Source organism: Janthinobacterium agaricidamnosum (genome assembly GCF_003667705.1).
Lineage (GTDB): Bacteria > Pseudomonadota > Gammaproteobacteria > Burkholderiales > Burkholderiaceae_D > Janthinobacterium.
The window spans coordinates 1,562,817-1,581,162 of sequence record NZ_CP033019.1 but is presented as its reverse complement, the minus strand read 5'-3'; the positions used below and the strand labels follow the sequence as shown (position 1 = coordinate 1,581,162).

The following is an 18,346-nucleotide window of genomic DNA, read 5'->3' as shown; positions in this document are numbered from 1 at the left end:
GTCGTCCCTACCCTTTCAATTCATCGATCGCCGCCTCGACTTCGAGGCGTTCCTTGGCGTCCAGTGCCACGCACTCGGCCGCCTTTTCATACAAGGCCAGCGCTTCCGCCAGCTTTTTCTTTCCATCGAGCATATTCAATGCGCGCGCATATTCGCTGTGCGCGAGCGCCGAATACGGCGTCAGGGCCAGCGCCGTCTTGAAGTGCTGGTAGCCGTCTTCCTTGTTGGCGCCATAGGTCAGCCCCCCTATCATGACGCCGACCTTGTCGATAATTTCCGTATGATAAATCCCAAACGCGATATGCGCTTCCGCATGCATGGGCGCGATCGTCATCGTGCGGTCCAGGCTGTTGCGCACGCGCGCCCCCATGCCCTGCGCCAGCGCCTTGACGACGGAAGTGCCGAGCGCGTAGCGGCCCAGACTGTAGGCATGCCAGTAGTAGCCGGCCGGATTGTCCGGCTGCTCGCTCTGCTGGCGCTCGCAGCGCTCGGCCACTTCCTCGTACATGTCGAGTTTCTGGCTGTCGTTGCCTTCCAGGTGCGTGGCGTAGATGCAAGTGGCCTTGTGCGCCACCGCATAACCGGGCACGCCGACGGCCAGGCCCAGCTTCACGGCGCGCTCGAAGTCGCCCGCATGGAAGGCCAGCCAGGCTTGCACCAGCGCAGGATGCGTGGGAAACGGTTCCACGTCGCCCGCATGCAGGCGCGACCAGGCCGCTTCCAGGGTTTGCGGGGTGTAGACATATGCTGCGTCCGGATAGGGAAATTGTTTCCAAGCCATATATCTCTCCTGTAATTGACGACGTGGCGCCAACAGCCGCATCAGTCGTTCTTGAGTTTGGTCACATACTCTTCCGACAGTTTGCGAAACAGCAAATGCGTTTCATTGCGCAAATAGGGCCCGATCAGGGACAGCACCTGGTAGCAGCCGCGCGCCAGCGCATCGGACATCGATTGCTGCTCGCTGTACTTGCGCGGATTGCGCACGTATTCGTACGACAGCCAGTAGGTAGCGACGACCACCATATTCGTCGCCATGGCGGCCACTTCCATGTCCGACGCCTCGAGCGACTGTTCGCTGCGCAAATCTTCGCACAGCTGCGTGGCCACCTTGATCTTGTGCGCCAGGATCAGTTTGAAGTGCAATTCCAGCTTGCGGTTGCGCGACAACAAATCGTTGAGGTCGCGATAGAAAAAGCGGTAGCGCCAGATCAGTTCGAACATCAGGTGCAGGTACAGCCAGACATCCTCGATATTCGAGCGGCGCCCGTCGGGCACGGTCAGGATGCGTTCGATTTCCGCCTCGAACTGGACGAAGATCGAGTTGACGATGTCGTCCTTGTTACGGAAGTGGTAATACAGGTTTCCCGGCGAAATATTCATCTCTTCCGCAATCACGGTCGTCGTGATATTCGGCTCACCAAACTCATTGAACAGGCGCAGCGACAACTCCAGGATGCGTTCGCGGGTACGGCGTGGTGCTTTTTGTAGCATGGCGGGCAATCTCTCTGTGTTCTGCCTCAAGCATACCACCTAAGATAGCCGTAATGAAACACCGCGCCCCACGGCGGCGGCGAATAAGGCAGGCAAAAAAAAGCCTGCGCGAGCAGGCTGGAGGAATGCTGCGCCAGCTCAGGCCGGCGATGCTTTTTTCTTCGCCGCCGGCCTGACGGCTGGCTTGCTGGCGGCTGGCTTGGTCACGGGCTTGGTCACGGACTTGGCGGCGGTGCGCGGCACCGCCTTGGCGGTCGTCTTGGCCGGTGCCTTGCCCGGAGCCTTGGCGACGGCCGCCTTCGGTGCCGTTTTCGGCGCCGTCTTCGCGGCAGGCTTGGCAACGGCCTTCGGCTTGGCCGCCGGCGCGGCCTTGCCCGACAGGGCCGCTACCTGCACGCTCAAGGCATCGATCTTGGCGTGCAGCGCGGCAATGTCGTTTTGCATGGGCACGCCGATGGTGGCCAGGGCCCGCGCCACACGCTCCTCAAACACCTGTTCCAGCTTGTCCCAGGAACCGCTGGCCTGCTTGCCCACACCATCGGCCAGCTTGCTGACGCTGCCGCTGACATCGGCCACCTTGTCTTCGGCGCGCTTCTGGAATTCCGTGCCCTCCTTGACCAGCTTGGAAAACACGCGTCCGCCCTCTTCCTGCGCCTTGGCGAAGGCGCCCAGGCCCGCTTGCCAGATCTGCTGCGCCGACGAGCGCACGGCGCTCGCCAATTCCGTGTCTTCCGCCAGTTCCTTCAATTTCTTTACCATCGCCCGCTCCCGTCATGTGAAAGGCCATGCCACTACATGGATGTTTTTATTCTAGAGAGCAAAACTAGAGACGGGAGTCTAATTCGATAGCGAGCTGCGCCCCAAGGTGCGCCAGCGCACGCGGCGGCCGGTCGCTTGCGCGCGGCCAGCGCCTAAGCCGCCGCTTTCACGGGGCCATGCAGCAGCTTGTGCAAGCGGAAGCCTTCGCGGATATTCTCGCGCAGCACGGCGCCTTTCCACGGCTTGGTGTAGAAGCGGTCGACGGCGCCGCGGTTGATGGCCGCCATGATGGGCGTCAGGTCGGCAAAGGCCGACAGCATGATGCGGAAGGTGTCGGGGCACAGGTGCTTGACCCGCTCCATGAATTCGGTGCCGCTCATGAGCGGCATGCACTGGTCGCACAGGATCACCTGCACCTTGTGGCGCGCCAGGATGTCGAAGCCCTCGGCGGCCGTCTGCGCCGTCAGGATGCGGTAGCCGTCCTGCGCCAGGAAGTCGCTGAGCACGTCGAGCATGAAGACATCGTCGTCGACGATCAGCAAGGTTTGCTGCTCTTCGCTGCCATCATCCTGCGGCGCCTGCAGCAGCTTGCCCCCCATCAGCATCTGCTCGAATTCTTCCTGCGGCACGGGGCGGCTGAAATAATAGCCCTGCATCTCGTCGCAGCCGTGGCGCCGCAAATAAGCCAGCTGCGCATCGTTTTCCACGCCTTCGGCAATCACCTCCAGTTTCATGCTGTGCGCCATGCTGATGATGGCCAGCACGATGGCCGCGTCGTCCGGATTGCTCGTCACTTCGCGCACGAAGGCGATGTCGATCTTCAGCTTGTCGATGGGGAAGCGCTTCAGGTAGGCCAGGCTGGAATAGCCGGTGCCGAAATCGTCGATGGAAATCTGGATGCCCAGCGCCTTCAGGTTGCGCAGCACGGAGATGGTCTCCTCGGCGTTCGACATCAGCGAGCTTTCCGTCAGCTCCAGTTCCAGCAGGTCGGGCGCGATATCGTACTTGCGGATGGCCTTGAGCACCTCCTCTTCCAGGCCCCCGACGAAGAACTGGATGCCCGACACGTTCACCGACAGGTGCACGGGGCCGATGCTGCTGGCGCCCCACTCGCTGATCTTCTTGCAGGCCTCGTCGAGCACCCAGTTACCGACGCGTACGATGAGGCCCGTTTCTTCCAGCAGGGGGATGAACAGGGCCGGCGAGACCATGCCGTGGCCCGGACGGCGCCAGCGGATCAGCGCTTCGGCGCCGCTGATGCGCCCCGAGATGATATTCACCTTGGGCTGGAAGAACAGCACGAATTCCTCGTTGTCGATGGCGCGCCGCAAGGCATTTTCCATGTCCAGCCGCGCCATCGATTGCGCATTCATTTCCGCCGTGAAGAAGCGAAAGGCGTCGCGCCCCGCTTCCTTGGCGCGGTACATGGCCGTGTCGGCGTATTGAATCAGAGTGTCCGCATCGACCGCATCCTCGGGGAACACGGAAATGCCGATGCTGACCGTCACCGTCACCTCGTGGCCCTGCAAGTCGAAGGGCTTGCGCATCGCCTCGCGGATCTTGTCGACCACGCCCACGGCATGCTGTGCGCCTTCAGGCAGCACCAGGATGGTGGCAAATTCATCGCCGCCAAAGCGGCCGATGGTGTCGCGCACGCGCAGGCAATCGACGAGGCGGCTGGAAAACTGCCGCAGCAGGTCGTCGCCGATGGTGTGGCCCAGGGTATCGTTGATATTCTTGAAGCGGTCGACATCCATGAACAGCACGGCCACGGCCCACTGGTGTTCGGCCGCCTGGGACAGCGAATGGGTCAGCGAAGCATAAAACTGGCTGCGGTTCGGCAAACCCGTCAAGGTATCGAAATGGGCCAGCTTCATCAAACGCTGCTCGGCATCCTTGCGCTCGGTGATGTCGCGCGCCACGGCCACCAGGATCCAGCTCTGCCCCGAGCGCAGGGTGCGCCGCTGCACTTCCACCGACAGCGGCGAGCCGTCCTTGCGCTGCAGCTGCAATTCCGTCATGGGGCCGCCCTGGTCGCCGGCCAGCAGCTTGTTGTACAGCTCTTCGAGCTGGGATTCGCCCTCGTGCGCGCGGCCCGGCCCCACGCGCAGGAAATCCTCGCGCTCGAAACCGAGCATGCGGCAAGCCGTCTGGTTGACGTCGACGAAGCACATGCCGGCGCGGTCGACGAGGAAAATCGCGTCGGCCGTGGCATCCATCGCCAGGCGGAAGCGGCGCAAGTCTTCATCGAGGCGGATGCGCGCCGCCATGTCCAGGGTCAGCTGCTCGTGATGGCGCTTGATCTCGTCGTACAGCAGCAGGTTGTCGTAGGCGACGGCGATCTGCGCCGCCACCGTCGCGGCGACGCGCTCGTCGACTTCGGAAAATTCATTCGCCCCCAGCTTGTCGACCAGGTACAGCCAGCCGTGGCTGCGTTCGCGCGAAGCGATGGCCACGCCCAGGAAGGAATGCACGGGCGGGTGCGTGTCGGGCAAGCCGAGCGCGCCGGGGTCGCCCTTCAAGCCATTGACCCGGTAGGGCTGGCGCTGTTCCAGCAAGCGGTTCAAAATGCCCGTGCGCGGCGCGCTGGCGATGCGCTCGAGGTTTTTCTCGGCGCCGCACGAGGAAAAATAGCTGAGCTTTTCGGCGCCCTCTTCCAGCACGCCGATGCAGGCGTACTTGGAGACGCAGATATTCTGCGCCACCTTGCAGCCCGCCTCGATCAGGGCGCGCGGATCGCGTTCGGCGCCCAGCTCGATGCCGAGTTCGATCAGGGCCGTCAGGCGCAGGCTCACCGCCTGCAGGCTCGACAGCGAACGCGACAGGCGCTCCGTCATGACGCCCAGGTCTTCGGGAAGCGCGGCCTGGCCCTCGCGCTGGCTGGCCAGCTGCGAAATCTGCTGGCTGCTCGATTCGAGTTCGTCGAGGTAGCCGCTGACCTGATGCTCGATGCCGGCCAGCTTGCCCGTGACGGGAAGCGCCGCCCCGCCGCCCGCGCCCGGCCCCGCCGCCATCTGGGCCGCCGCCGGCATCAGCCCCAGCGCCTCGTTGACGGTGCGCACGATAACCTCGGGATCGGACGGCTTGGGCAGCACCCAGCGCACGCCGCATGCCTGCGCCAGCAGGATCGCTTCCTGCTCGCGGTAGGTGGCCGTATAAAAGATGATGGGCACGTCGGTCAGCGCGGGATCGGCGTGCACGCGCGTGACGAATTCGTAGCCGTCCATGTTCGGCATGAGGATGTCGGAGATGATCAGGTCCGGCCGCTCGGTGCGCAGGATTTCCAGCGCGTCGGCGCCATTGGCCGCCTCCAGCAGGCGGTGGCCGCCGTAGCCCAGCAGAGCGGTGAGGAATTCGCGGTTCAGCACATGATCATCGACGATCAGGATGGTGGCTATGTCGTTTTTAACTGGCGTCGACGGCGCCCCGGGTAAAAAAGACTCCAGCTCCGCCACGAACAGGTCGGGTTCGATGGGCTTGCCGATGTAGCCATTGAAGCCCGCTTCGAGCAGGCGTTCGCGGTCGCCCACCATGGCCAGCGCCGTCACGGCCAAGGCAGGAATCTTGCGCAGCAGCGGGTCTTTCTTCAGCTCCGCCACCACGCCATAGCCATCGAGCTTGGGCAAATGCACGTCGCAAATGATCAGGTCGGGCAATTCGCTGCGCGCCATGCGCACGCCCTCTTCACCGTCATAGGCGGCCAGCGGCGTGTACCCGAAGGCACGCAGCAAGTACACCATCAATTCCATATTGGTGGCGTTATCTTCGATAATCAGTATACGTGCGGACAATTAGCGCCCCCAATAAAAACTGCATGGACTCATTTTCTGCCTGCGTTCAACTTTCCGCTTGCGCGGCCTACATAACAATCCTACAACATCTTGCCATATATCCAGAGAAATAGGTGGCCGTCATCAGGCTGCGGAACGGGGCAAGCGGCCTCAAGAACAAATTTCCACCGCCTGTCTTCCGATGCTAGCTTAATACAGTACGCCAGTGGAAAACAGCATTATCTGCCCCTTGCGTTGTTAAACAGGGGCAACAGCAGAGTCAAAACAGACAGTCTTGCCATGCAGACAAAACACAACAGGACTCAGGCGAAATGGGGGGCCGAAGGGGGCTGGGCGACTTCGTTCTTGATAGTGATTTCTGCCAGCAGCCGGCGCAGCACGCGCGCGTCGCTGGCCAGCGCCACGTGGCCGATGCCGCCAAAGGCGAGATTGCGCGCGCCCGGCAACTGCGCGGACGCTTGCGGCGCGACGATATTGTCGTGATGCGAATACATCGACGTGATCAGCGCGCGCGTCTCCGGCGTCTCGCTGGCGGCCAGCTGCGCCAGCCAGCCGCTGGGCGCATCGTCGATGCGGCTCATCTGCCGCGCATTCGTCCCCGCCGCCAGGTTGGCCAGCGCCGTGCCGTGGTGCGGCGTGCCGATGGTGATGATGCGCGCCACGCGGGCCGCGCCATGGCGGCGCAGCCAGGCGCGCGCCACCAGGCCGCCCATGCTGTGGGCGACGATGATGACGCGGTCGCTGCCCGTGCGCGCGCACAACACCTCGATCGCTTGCTCGACCTGCGGCACGAAGTCTTCGATGTCGGCGCCTATCGGCTCCAGGTCGACGCCGTCGTGCGCGATGCCGGCGCGCGCCAGCTGCCGGCTCAGCTGCGTCCAGTAGCCGCGGTTGCACACATAGCCGTGCACCAGCAGCACCGGCAGACCCTGGCCAGCGACGTTGTCGGCCGCATGCAGGCGCGGACGCAGCATGTCCCACGACGAGGACCGCAGGGTGGCGCGCAGCTCGCCGAAAAACAGGCGCGCGACGCCCCCGGCACCCAACTGATATTGCTCTGGTACGGGGCTGCCCAGGCGCCGGCTCTGCCAGAAATTGCGCGCCACGATCAGCGCGCGCACGGCCAGCAGCATGGCGCCCGCCAGCAGCAGGGCCTTGGCGGGCGAGGCGACGCCCCACGCGTGCATGGCCAGGTACGCCAACCCCAGCACGGCCAGCACCTGCAGCAGCATCAGCCACTTGAGGATGCGCGCGATCATGCAGCGCCTGCAAGAGGAACTGGCGCCGGCTTGCCCGTTAATTGCTGCGCCAGCCCGCTGGCCAGGCGCGCGGCCAGCGCATAGATCGTCAGTTGCGGATTGGCGCCTATCGACGTGGGAAACAGCGAGCCGTCGTGCACGGACAGGTTGCGCACGCCGTGGTAGCGGCCGTCGGCGCCCGTCACGCCCAGGCGCGCATCGTCCGACATGGCGCAGCCGCCCATCACGTGGGCCGATACCACGCGCGCCAGCAGCGCCTGCATCGGCAAATCGCCGATGGCCCGCTTCGCCTGCGTCCAGCTCGTGTAGTGGCTGGCCATCTCGTGCACGGGATACACGCTCCTGGCGCCGGCGGCGAACTGGATTTCCGCCATCGACAGCAGCGCGCGCCGCACGCCATCCCAGATGAACGGCGTGAGCGGATAGTCGAGCACGGGCGCGCCGAAGCTGTCGATGGAGACGCTGCCGCCGACCGCCTCATGGTGAAAGCCGTCGCGCAGCAGCGCCAGCAAGGCGTGTGCATGGGGGAAGTCGCGCATGGTGCGCGCATGCTCGTCGCCGAAGCCGCCCATGGTGGTGGCCATCAGCAGCGGGTGCAAAGGCGGCGCTTCGAGCTTGTAGCCGATGGGGCCGTCGATGGGCGCCGTGTGCAGGAAATGGTCGGAATAAATCGTCTGCGGCGCCCCCGCATAGGCGTCGACGCGCTGCGTGAACAAGCCCGCCGACACCACGGTCGGATGCAAGAAGGTGCGCTGGCCCAGCAGGCCGTGCGGGTCGGGCGCCTGCGAGCGCAGCAGCAGGGCCGGCGAATTGATGGCGCCGCCGGCCAGCACAAAATGTTTCGCGCGCAAGGTGAGGCGCACGCCCGTGGGCGCCTGCCCGGCCGCGTCCAGCCCGCTGACTTGCAGGCTGTCGATACGCTCGCCCTGGAAGCTGAAGCGCTCGGCGCGCGCATGCACGAGCAACCCCGCGCCCAGCGCCAGCGCCGACGGAATCGTCGTCACCAGCATCGATTGCTTGGCGTTGGTCGGGCAGCCCATGCCGCAGTAGCCGAGGTTCCAGCAGCCGTTCACGTTGCGCCGGATGGCGGCCGTGGGGATGCCCAGCGCCATGGCGCCACGGCGCAATAAGTCGTTGTTTTCATTGGGCGGCGCGGCCCAGTCGCTCACGTGCAGGCGCTTCTCCATCATGGCAAACCACGGCGCCATGGCATCCACCGAGTAGGCACTCAAGCCGAAATGCCGGCGCCAGTATTCGAGGGTGCCGGGCGGCGTTCGAAAACTCGAAGTCCAGTTGACGGTGGTCGAGCCGCCCACCGTGCGCCCCTGCAGGATATTGATGGCCTTGTCGCGCGTTTTGCGCGCGGCCGATTCCTGGTACAGCGCGGGATAGGCCTGCGCTTCGCGCATCTTGAAGTCCTTCGAGGACTTTAAGCCGCCCTCTTCGACGATCAAGACTTTCAAGCCGGCCAGCGCGAGGATTTCCGCCGTCACGCCGCCGCCGGCGCCGCTGCCGATGACGACGACGTCCGCCTCGAAGGTACGGTCGGTGCCCAGGGTGCTGGCGTCGGTGACGTTCCAGCCTGCAGCAATGCCGGCGGCGATGGGATCAGGAATGGGGGATGTGCTCATGGATGCCTTATGCGCTCAGTTCGGGCAGCGGCCCCGGATAGCCGATGGCGGCCCAGTGGGCGGCATCGGCGTACCAGGCGCCGAGGATCAGGTCATGCAGGGCCAGATAGGCCGTCTGCAGGGTGGCCAGGCGGTGCGTGCGCCACGCCTGCAGAAAGGCGGCCACCTGGGCCGGATCGGCTGCGTGCCAGCCATCTTTTACGCCGGCGACGAAGCGCCGCGCGGGCGCCAGCGCCAGCAAGCCAAACAAATCCTGCACTTCCTGCTGCGCCGCCAAGGGCAAGCCATGGATGGCCGTGTCCACGCCGGCGATGGCGCCATCGAGCGCCGCGGCCCGCGCGGGGGCTTCCCGCGGCAGCGCGCTGCCCAGCATGGCCGGCACGATGGCCGCCAGCGCCGCGCGCGCTTCGCCGTCGAGCACGAAACGGCCAGGAGGCGCCGGCCCGCGCACCAGGCGGTAGGCGCCGCCGCCGGCGGCCAGCGCACAGGCGCCCAACACGCCCAGTTTCAAGAACGATCTGCGTCGCATTCCCATGTCTCCCCTTGTTTTGTACCGCCTTTTGCAGGCCAGTGTACGCCAAAGGAAGTGCGCTTCCGCGCGCAAAAACTAGAGCGAGCCGTCTAGTTTGCGCGACTGTAACCACAGCGGCAGCATGGCCAGCAGCGCCGCCAGCGCGCCGCCGACGGCGATGCCTGGCAAGCCGAAGGCGACGATCAGCACACCGCCCAGCGCCCCGCCAGCAGCCGTGCCCGCATTGAAGGCGGCGATATTCAGGCCCGCCGCCACCGCATCGCTGCCCGGGCAATGCTGCTGCGCCAGGCGCAGCAGCCGCATGGTCGACAGGGTGACGAGGGCAAAGAACAGCAAGCCCAGGGTGCCGCACAGGGCCAGCATGGCCAGGGGATGCGTGCGCAGCGCATAAAACCCCAGCAGGTTGAGCGCCAGTGCGGCCAGGGCCAGCACGGTGAAGCGCAGGGCGTGGGGGCGGTCCGCGCACCAGCCGCCCAGCAGGTTGCCGCCGATGGCGCACGCGCCAAAGCACAGCATGGCGGCGCTGAGCCAGCCAGCGTCGAGCCCGCCCAGCTGCAGCAGGAACGGCGAGACATACGTGAAAAAGCTGAAGGTGGCCATGCTGACCAGCGCCGCCACGCCGGCCGCCAGCAGCAGGGGCGGCTGCAGGATGGCGCGCAGGCTGGCCAGGGCCGGCGTGGCAGCAAGCGGCTGGCGCACGTCGGGCATGGCGCAGCGCAAGCCGGCGCCGCCGCACAGGGCCAGCACGCCGATGGTGAAAAAGACCCAGCGCCACGACGAGACGGTGCCCAGCCACGTCCCCAGCGGCACGCCGCCCGCCAGCGCCAGGGTCAGGCCCAGCCAGACGATGGACAGCGCCCGTCCCGCACGGGACGGGTCGACCAGGCTGGTGGCCGCATGCGAGGCGACGGCCATGAACACGCCATGCGCGAGGCCGACGGCAAAGCGCACACCGAGCAGCGCACCCAGCGCCGGCGCGGCCGCCATGGCCATGCTGCCGGCCGCCAGCACGAGCATGGTGGCCACCAGCACCTGGCGCACGGGCCGGCGCGCCAGCAGGGCCGTCAGGACGGGCGCGCCGATGGCCGCTCCCAGCGCATACGCGGCAATGGCGCCGCCGGCCGCCGCCACGCTCGCGTGCAAGTCGCGCGCCATGGGGGTCAACAGGCCGGCGGCGATGAATTCAGACAAGCCGAAGGCGAAGCTGCACAAGGACAGCCAATAAATGGAGGAAGGTAGCGCGCGGCGGCGCGGCGTAACGTTGGACATGGCATTCCTGACAATCAAAAACGCCATGCTGGCCCCTGCACCACCATCTGTAAAATATCTTATTTATCTTGAAACGAGACGCTCAAAGTCTTATTGAGCAGCGAACAGCCGCAGCTGCGCCAGCAGCCGCTCGCGCACGGCGGACGTGCGCTGCGGGTCCCACGCCATGTACAGGTCGAGCTGGCGCAGCGGCACGGGCGCGCTGCTTGCCAGCGGCAGCATGACGACGCCGGCAGGCTTGGACGCCGCCAGGCTGGCTGGCAGCAGGGCCACGCCGAAGCCGGCCGCCACCAGTCCCAGCACCGTTTGCAATCGGCGCGCCTGCTGCACCACGCGCGGCACGAAACCCGCATGCAGGCACAGGCTGGCCAGCTGGTCGTGGAAACCCTGGCCCAGCTCGCGCGGCGAGGCGACGAAATCGTCCCTGGCCAGGTCCGCCAGGTCCACGCGCGCCTGGCCCGCGCAACAGTGATGCAACGGCAGCGCGATCACGATATCTTCGCCGGACAGGCGCTCGAAGCGCAGGCCGGGCGTGCTGCGGCCGGGCGCGCGCAGCACGGCGATATCGACCTCGCCCCGTTCCAGCCACTCGACCTGCTGCTGCGTCGACGCTTCGCGCAAGGTGAATTGCACGGCGGGCGAAGCGGCGCGGAAGGCGCGCAAGGCGTCCAGCACGTGGGCGTACGGCGTAATGTGGATGAAACTGAGGCGCAAGTAGCCTTCGATGCCCTGCGCCACGCGGCGCGTGGCGGCCACGCCCTCTTCCAGGCTGGCCAGCACCTGGCGCGCTGTGGCCAGGAAAGCATCCCCTGCCGGCGTCAGGCTGACCTTGCGGTTGGTGCGCTCGAATACGGGGTAGCCCAGCGCCTCTTCCAGCCGCAGGATCGCCTGCGACAACGGCGGCTGCGCCATGTGCAGCCGTTCGGCCGCGCGCCGAAAATTGAGTTCCTCGGCGACGGCGATGAACTGGCGCAGCAGCCGCGTCTCGATCATGGGCCTTTTTTGGCGACCGCCAGGATATGCCGCGCGATGCCGCGCAGGATATTGACTTCTTCCGTTTCCAGCCCCGTGCGCGAAAACAGACGTTTTAAGCGCGGCATCAGTTTTTTCGGGTTGTCGGCGTCGAGGAAGTCGATGGCGACCAGCGCCTGCTCCAGGTGCGCATACATGCCGTCGACCTGCGCCAGGCTGGCCGCGTCGCCATGGAAGCCGACGGGGCTGGCCGCCTGAGCATCGCCGAGCGCCGCCACGCGGCATTCATAGGCGACGACCTGCGCCGCCTGCGACAGGTTCAGCGAGGAATACTCGGGATTGGCGGGAATGTTGATCAGCACATTGCACTGCTCGACGATCTCGTTGGGCAAGCCAAAGCGCTCGTTGCCGAAGATGACGGCCGCGTGCAAGTCTTCGCTGGCCGCCAGCTGGGCCGCGATGGCGCGCGGGGCCGTGACGGGCGGCGAGAATTCGCGCAGTCGGGCCGACACGGCCGCCGCGTAATTGCAGCCTTCGAGCGCCTCGGCGATCGAGCCGACGATGCGCGCGCCGGACAAAATATCCTGCGCGCCGCTGGCGAAGGCCACCGCTTCCGCATCCGTCAAGGCATCGGGAAAGCGGGGGTTGACCAGCACCAGATCGGAAAAACCCATCGTTTTCATGGCGCGCGCGACGGCGCCAATGTTGCCAGAGCGACTAGTTTCGACAAGAATAAATCGCAGGCGTTTGAAAAGAGACGTGTTGATTTCGGGCAGATTCATTTAAAATAGCGCTATTGCGCGGTATCGATACAGGAAATTTCGGGAAACGGAGTCACAAAACGCTGACGCCAGGCCGGGATTTTAACCACTTCGGCACCGCTCCGCTCTTTAATTCATTCTTGCACTCTATCGTACCGGCGCCGCAAGGCGGCCATGGGCGGTCGCGTGCTTTTAACGGAAGCTCACATGCACCCAATGCTCAACACGGCGATCAAAGCCGCCCGCCGCGGCGCCGCCGTCATCAATCGCGCCTCTTTTGACCTCGACCGCGTCGTCGTCACGGAAAAACAACATAACGATTTCGTCACCGACGTCGACCAGGCGGCCGAACAAGCCATCATCGAGGTGCTGTCCAAGGCCTACCCGGACCACGCGTTCCTGGCTGAGGAATCGGGAGCTTCCGCCAACTCGCACGACGAGAATGAATATCAGTGGATCATCGACCCGATCGATGGCACCACCAACTTTATCCACGGCTTCCCGCAATACTGCATCTCGATCGCCCTCGCGCATCGCGGCGTCGTCACGCAAGCCGTCATCTACGATCCGGTCCGCAACGACCTGTTCACGGCCACCAAGGGCGCCGGCGCCTACCTGAACGAAAAACGCATCCGCGTCACCAAGCTGGACCGCATTTCGAACGCCATGCTGGGCACCGGCCACGGCGCCGGCCCGCGCGCGCTCGACGAATACCTGAAGATGTACCAGATCATGGCCGAACGCAGCCAGGGCGTGCGCAGTGCCGGCTCGGCCGCGCTGGACCTGGCCAACGTCGCTTGCGGCCGCCTGGACGGCTTCTACGAAAAAGGCTTGAAGCCTTGGGATATCGCCGCCGGCGCCCTGATGATCACGGAATCGGGCGGCATCGTCGGTGAATTTTCCGGCGAATCGGACTACCTGTACAAGGGCGACGTCATCGCCGCCAGCCCGAAGATCTTCGGCCAGATGATCCCCCTGCTGGCGCCATTCGCCTGATCGCCAGACGCGCCCTGATGTAAAAAAGCTGCCGGAGGAAACTCCGGCAGCTTTTTTTTGGCTCCGGCCAGCCCTCAGCCGCCCCGCATGGCCGGCAGCAGCACGCGGTAAATCTGCAGGAACGCCGGCCCCATCAGCACCACCATCAGCGACGGGAAGATAAAAAAGATCAGCGGGAACAGCAGCTTGAGGGCGATCCTGGCCGCCGTTTCCTCGGCGCGCTGGCGCCGCTTGGTGCGCAGCTGGTCGGACTGCACGCGCAGCGACGCGGCGATGCTCGTGCCGAAGCGCTCGGCCTGGATCAGCAAGGTCACCAGCGCATCGACATCCTCCACCCCGGTGCGCAGGGCCAGGTTGCGCAAGGCCTTGTCCTTGGCGCTGCCGGCGCGCAGTTCCAGCGTCACCAGTTGCAGCTCTTCGGCCAGGACCTTGCTTTTCAAGCCGATTTCCTGCGCCACGCGCGCCAGCGCCGCATCCATGGCCAGCCCCGCTTCGACGCACACCGTCATCAGGTCCAGCGCATCGGGAAAGGTTTCGAACACTTCGCGCTGGCGCTGTTGCAGGCAATGCGACAGCCAGACATTGGGCAGGTAATAGCCGAGGGCGGCCGCCGCGACCAGCCACAACAGCATATTGTGCCCGCCGTGGCGCAGCAGGAAGTACGCCAGCAGCGGCAAGCCCACGAACAAGGCCGTCTTGGCCGCGTAAAACAGCGCGGGCGCGGCCTGGCTGCGCCAGCCGGCATGGACGAAGCGGCTGCGGATGGGCGAACTTTCCCAGCCCTCGTCCGGCAGCGACAGCCTGGCCAGCGGGCGCGTCAGGCTGACGGCATGCGCCAGCCAGCGCCGCCTGGCATGGCGCCCGCTATCGCCGGCGGCACCGGCATCGCCCAGCGCCTGCAGCCGCTCCTGCACGGCGCTGCCGGCGAATATGCGCAGCACCAGCAAGGCCAGCGCGAAAACGATCAGGAACAGCAGGCCCAGCAAAGCCAGCTGCGCCGCGCTCATGCCGCTCATCGTGTTTTTTCTTTCATGTCACACCCGGATATGGATAATTTTTCTGATGCAGAGCACGCCAACCATCAGCAAGCCCAGCGCCACGCCGACCATCTTGCGCCCGCCCCCATCCGTGTACAGCACGGCGATAAACTGCGGATTCATCACGTGCATCATCAGCGCCGCGCCGAACGGCAGCAGGCCCAGGACCCAGGCCGACATGCGCCCTTCGGCCGACAGCACGCGCACCTGTCCCAGCAATTTCAGGCGGTCGCGGATGATGGCGCTGATGCTGCTCAGCAATTCAGTCAGGTTGCCGCCCGTTTCGCGCTGGATCAGCACGGCGATGACGAAATAGCGCAAGTCCGTGCTGGGCACGCGCGCGGCCAGGTTGCCCAGCGCATCGGCCATCGCGACGCCGAAACTGACTTCGTCGAACACGGCGCGAAATTCCTCGGCCAGCGGCCCCGTCATCTCCTCGCCCACCATTTTCAGCGCGGTGGGAAAGGCATGGCCGGCGCGCATGGCGCGGCCCATCAGGTCGAGCGCATCCGGCAGTTGCTGCTCGATGCGCACCAGCCGCCGGCTCCTGGCGCGGCGCACCAGCAGATACGGCAGCATGGCGCCGCCCGCGCCCAGGCCCAGGCGCACATACCAGGGCAGCGGCAGCGCGCCGGCCAGCAGCAGGCCGGCCAGCGCGCCGAGTGCGCAATAGCCGAGGAAGCCGGCCACGAGCCAGCGCATGCCCGCCTGCAGCAGCAACTGCTCGATGCGCCCCGCGCCGGGCAAGCCTTCCAGCACGCCTTGCAGAAACGGATGGACGCTCAGCGGGCGCTGCTTGGTGATCGACAGCGCCTGTTCGCCATCGCTGGCCGTATACATGGCTTGCAGGCGCCGCGCCACGCGCGCCGCGCCCGGCCCCCGCGCCGCCTGCCACGCCAGCCAGGCGCCAGCCACCAGCAGCAGGACGGCCAGGAAAATAAACAGATAGACAAGGTAGGAAAGCATGGCGGGTCAGCGCCCCGCCGCGGTGGGTTCGAACAGCGAGGCCGACACGCCGATGCCGAAGCTGTTCAGGCGTTCGAGAAAGCGCGGGCGGATGCCGCTGGCCGAGAAATGCCCGACCACCGCGCCGCCCTCGGCCACGCCCGTCTGCCGGAAACTGAAGATTTCCTGCATCGTGATGACCTCCCCTTCCATGCCCGTGATTTCCTGGATCGACGTCACCTTGCGCTTGCCGTCGATCAGGCGCGACACCTGCACCACCACCGACACGGCCGAGCTGATCTGCTGCCGGATGGCCTTGCTGGGCAGGTTGGCCGCCGCCATGCTGATCATGTTTTCCAGCCGCGTGATGGCGTCGCGCGGCGTGTTGGCGTGGATGGTCGCCATCGAGCCTTCATGGCCCGTGTTCATGGCGCCCAGCATGTCGAGTGCCTCGGCGCCGCGCACCTCGCCCAGGATGATGCGGTCGGGGCGCATGCGCAGCGCATTGCGCACCAGCGCGCGCTGGCTCACTTCGCCCTTGCCTTCGATATTCGGCGGACGCGTTTCCAGCCGTACCACGTGCGGCTGCTGCAACTGCAGTTCGGCCGCGTCTTCCACCGTGACGATGCGTTCGGTCTGGCCGATAAAGCCGGAAATCACGTTGAGCATGGTGGTCTTGCCGCTGCCCGTGCCGCCGGAAATGAGGATATTCATCTTCGCCTTGCCCAGGCCCTGCAGCACCTCGGCCATTTCCGCCGTCATGCTGCGGTAGGCGACCAGGTCGGCCAGGCGCAGCGGATCGACGGAAAAACGCCGGATCGACATCACGGGGCCGTCGATGGCCAGCGGCGGGATGATGGCGTTCACGCGCGAACCGTCGGGCAGCCGCGCATCGACCATGGGGCTCGATTCGTCGATGCGCCGGCCCACGCGCGAGACGATCTTGTCGATGATTTTCATCAGGTGGGCGTCATCGTCGAAGCACACGTCGGTCAGCTCGAGGCGGCCGCCGCGCTCCACATAGACCTGCTGGTGGCCGTTGACGAGGATGTCCGACACACTGGCGTCCGACAGCAGGGTTTCCAGCGGGCCGAAGCCCAGCATCTCGTGCTGGATGTCGCGCGTCAGGCTCCTGCGCTCGGCCTCGTTGATGACCACCGCCTCTTCATCCAGCAAGCGCTCGACCAGGCCGCGCAATTCTTCGCGGATGCGCTCCTGCGACAGGCGCTGCATGCTTTCCAGGTCGACCCGTTCGAGCAGCAGCCCATGGATGCGCAGCTTGAGGTCGCGGTAGCCGCGGTTGTCGATGACCGCCATGCGTTGCGGCGCGAGCGCGGCGATCTTGGCGCTGCCGAGCCGTTCGCGGATGGACAAGGCGGCGATGGGGGAACTAGCCATGAAATGCTCCTGTTCTGGGATGTGGATCAGGCGCGCCGCAGGACGCGGCCCAGCCAGCCCTGGCGCGCCGTGCTGGCCGCGCCGCCGGCCAGGCTGGCGGCGAATTCCTGCAGCGAGCGCGTGATCGGGCTGGCTTTGTCGAGCTGTAAAATCGGCACGCCCTGGTTGACCGAGGCGGCCGCCGAGGCGTAGTGATTGGGCACGGTGCGGTAGACGGCCGTGCCATACGCCGCTTCCAGGTCACGCAGGCGGATCTCGCCGCCCTTGTCGTGGCGGTTGACGATGATATGCACCTTGTCACTGGCGTATTCGAGCGAGCGGAACATGCCCAGCAGGCGCTTGCCGTCGCGGATGTAGGGCAAGGTCGCCTGCAGGACGGGAAAGATCATGTCGGCGTGGTCCAGCGCGCGCACGCTGACCGCGTCGAGGTTGCGGCCCACGTCGAGCACGATGAAATCGTACTGGCGCCTGGCCTGCCGGATGATGGCGTCGATGTGTTCGGGCGCCACTTCGCTGGCGTGGGCGGGATCCTCGGGCGCGGCCAGCACGCTGTAGTTGGGCAGGATGTGCAGCATGCTCGATCCCAGGAACGAGGAATCGAGCCGGTGGATGTCGCGCGTGACGTCCGACAGCGTGGCCAGCGGCTTGTTCTCGGAGACGAACAGCGAGGCGTCGCCAAAATGCAGGTTCATGTCGATCAGGGCAACGCGCTGCTGGCCGCCGGCGGCCAGCGCATAACCGAGGTTGCTGGCGATGAAGGTGGCGCCGCTGCCGCCCTTGCACGAGATGAAGGCCAGCACCTTGCCATTGCCATGCTCGCGCCGCTCCAGCTTTTCCTCGATGCGTTCGAGCGCCGCATACAGGCTGGCCGGCGCGGCGGGAAACGGCAGCACGTCGCGCACGCCCGCGCGCATGGCCTGCAGCAGGAATTCGGGCGGCTGCTGGTGGCACAGCACGATGAAAGCCATGCGCGGATGCAGGTTGCTGAGGCGCTCGATGGCGGCCAGGTCGGCGCCGTCGTTCGATGGACGGTCGAAGATCAGCACGTCGGGCGGCGACTGCGCCGCCTGCAGCGGTTCGAGCGTTTCGCCGCCCGCATCGATCTCGTCGAGCCGGTTGCGGCCGCGCAACAGCTGGCCCAGTGCGGACAGTGTTTTTTCATCCCTGGAATTGATGGCGATTTTCACGATAGGCCTTGCTGGTTCTGTGGTGACGGTGCCAGCTTCACTTGCGCGCCCCGACGCCGATGGTGAAGGCGGCCGCTTGCGGCGCGGGTGCGGCAAAGCTTTTCTGGTACGCCGCGTAGGCGGCTTGGGCGGCCTTGCCGTCCAAGCCGGCCACGGGGTCGCGGTTCGCGCCCGCCTGCGGCGACAGCATTTGGCGCTGGCGCAGCTGCGCGACGCTGTGGCCGAACTGGCGGTCCAGATTCGGCGTGGCGGCGCAGCCGCTGGCGGCCAGGGCGGCCAGCAGTACGGGGAGGAAAACGGCATGCTGCATGATGT

The 18,346-nt window shown here is 65.8% G+C and carries 16 protein-coding genes; 1 reads left to right on the top strand and 15 read right to left on the bottom strand.

Annotated features, from left to right (window positions below; genetic code table 11):
• Window positions 1-7: 7 nt before the first annotated feature.
• The 10 genes from D9M09_RS07270 to D9M09_RS07225 form a co-directional block, all read right to left on the bottom strand.
• Window positions 8-781, bottom strand: coding sequence for a hypothetical protein (locus D9M09_RS07270; protein WP_070224976.1), 774 nt, complete (start codon window positions 779-781; stop codon window positions 8-10).
• Between the two features lie 41 nt (window positions 782-822).
• Window positions 823-1,494, bottom strand: coding sequence for a TetR/AcrR family transcriptional regulator (locus tag D9M09_RS07265; RefSeq protein ID WP_034758777.1), 672 nt, complete (start codon window positions 1,492-1,494; stop codon window positions 823-825).
• Between the two features lie 138 nt (window positions 1,495-1,632).
• Complete coding sequence (locus tag D9M09_RS07260; protein WP_070224975.1) at window positions 1,633-2,253, bottom strand: phasin family protein; 621 nt, start codon at window positions 2,251-2,253, stop codon at window positions 1,633-1,635.
• 152 nt (window positions 2,254-2,405) lie between these two features.
• Window positions 2,406-6,044, bottom strand: coding sequence for an EAL domain-containing protein (locus D9M09_RS07255; RefSeq protein WP_070224974.1), 3,639 nt, complete (start codon window positions 6,042-6,044; stop codon window positions 2,406-2,408).
• 302 nt (window positions 6,045-6,346) lie between these two features.
• Window positions 6,347-7,303 carry an esterase/lipase family protein gene (locus D9M09_RS07250; protein WP_121668937.1) on the bottom strand — a complete coding sequence of 319 codons (957 nt, stop codon included), beginning with the start codon at window positions 7,301-7,303 and terminating at the stop codon, window positions 6,347-6,349.
• The gene (locus D9M09_RS07245) at window positions 7,300-8,934 is read right to left on the bottom strand and encodes a GMC family oxidoreductase (protein WP_121668936.1); all 1,635 of its coding nucleotides are present in this window, start codon (window positions 8,932-8,934) and stop codon (window positions 7,300-7,302) included. The genes D9M09_RS07250 and D9M09_RS07245 overlap by 4 nt, the downstream gene beginning before the upstream one ends.
• Before the next feature lie 7 nt (window positions 8,935-8,941).
• Complete coding sequence (locus tag D9M09_RS07240) at window positions 8,942-9,469, bottom strand: hypothetical protein (RefSeq protein ID WP_121668935.1); 528 nt, start codon at window positions 9,467-9,469, stop codon at window positions 8,942-8,944.
• Window positions 9,470-9,541: 72 nt separating this feature from the next.
• Window positions 9,542-10,735 carry an MFS transporter gene (locus D9M09_RS07235; RefSeq protein ID WP_121668934.1) on the bottom strand — a complete coding sequence of 398 codons (1,194 nt, stop codon included), beginning with the start codon at window positions 10,733-10,735 and terminating at the stop codon, window positions 9,542-9,544.
• A gap of 90 nt (window positions 10,736-10,825) precedes the next feature.
• Complete coding sequence (locus tag D9M09_RS07230) at window positions 10,826-11,728, bottom strand: LysR substrate-binding domain-containing protein (protein ID WP_121668933.1); 903 nt, start codon at window positions 11,726-11,728, stop codon at window positions 10,826-10,828.
• Entirely contained in the window at window positions 11,725-12,489 is a 765-nt protein-coding gene (locus D9M09_RS07225) for an RNA methyltransferase (RefSeq protein ID WP_070224968.1), read from the bottom strand. The genes D9M09_RS07230 and D9M09_RS07225 overlap by 4 nt, the downstream gene beginning before the upstream one ends.
• A 195-nt stretch (window positions 12,490-12,684) precedes the next feature.
• Between D9M09_RS07225 and D9M09_RS07220 the strand changes: the two genes are divergently transcribed.
• Entirely contained in the window at window positions 12,685-13,464 is a 780-nt protein-coding gene (locus tag D9M09_RS07220; protein ID WP_070224967.1) for an inositol monophosphatase family protein, read from the top strand.
• A gap of 74 nt (window positions 13,465-13,538) precedes the next feature.
• On the opposite strand, the gene D9M09_RS07215 is transcribed toward D9M09_RS07220, so the two are convergent.
• From D9M09_RS07215 to D9M09_RS07195, 5 genes are read right to left on the bottom strand one after another with little or no spacing between them, the layout of a single operon-like run.
• Window positions 13,539-14,480 (bottom strand): type II secretion system F family protein, encoded by a 942-nt coding sequence (locus D9M09_RS07215; RefSeq protein ID WP_162995604.1) that lies wholly within the window; start codon window positions 14,478-14,480, stop codon window positions 13,539-13,541.
• Between the two features lie 18 nt (window positions 14,481-14,498).
• On the bottom strand, window positions 14,499-15,467 hold the full coding sequence (locus D9M09_RS07210) for a type II secretion system F family protein (protein ID WP_070312938.1): 969 nt from the start codon (window positions 15,465-15,467) through the stop codon (window positions 14,499-14,501).
• 6 nt (window positions 15,468-15,473) lie between these two features.
• Window positions 15,474-16,820 carry a CpaF family protein gene (locus D9M09_RS07205; RefSeq protein ID WP_430886694.1) on the bottom strand — a complete coding sequence of 449 codons (1,347 nt, stop codon included), beginning with the start codon at window positions 16,818-16,820 and terminating at the stop codon, window positions 15,474-15,476.
• A gap of 50 nt (window positions 16,821-16,870) precedes the next feature.
• On the bottom strand, window positions 16,871-18,031 hold the full coding sequence (locus D9M09_RS07200; RefSeq protein ID WP_070224964.1) for an AAA family ATPase: 1,161 nt from the start codon (window positions 18,029-18,031) through the stop codon (window positions 16,871-16,873).
• Between the two features lie 37 nt (window positions 18,032-18,068).
• A complete protein-coding gene (locus D9M09_RS07195; RefSeq protein WP_070224963.1) occupies window positions 18,069-18,341 on the bottom strand; it encodes a hypothetical protein in 273 nt (90 codons plus the stop codon).
• Window positions 18,342-18,346 lie beyond the last annotated feature (5 nt).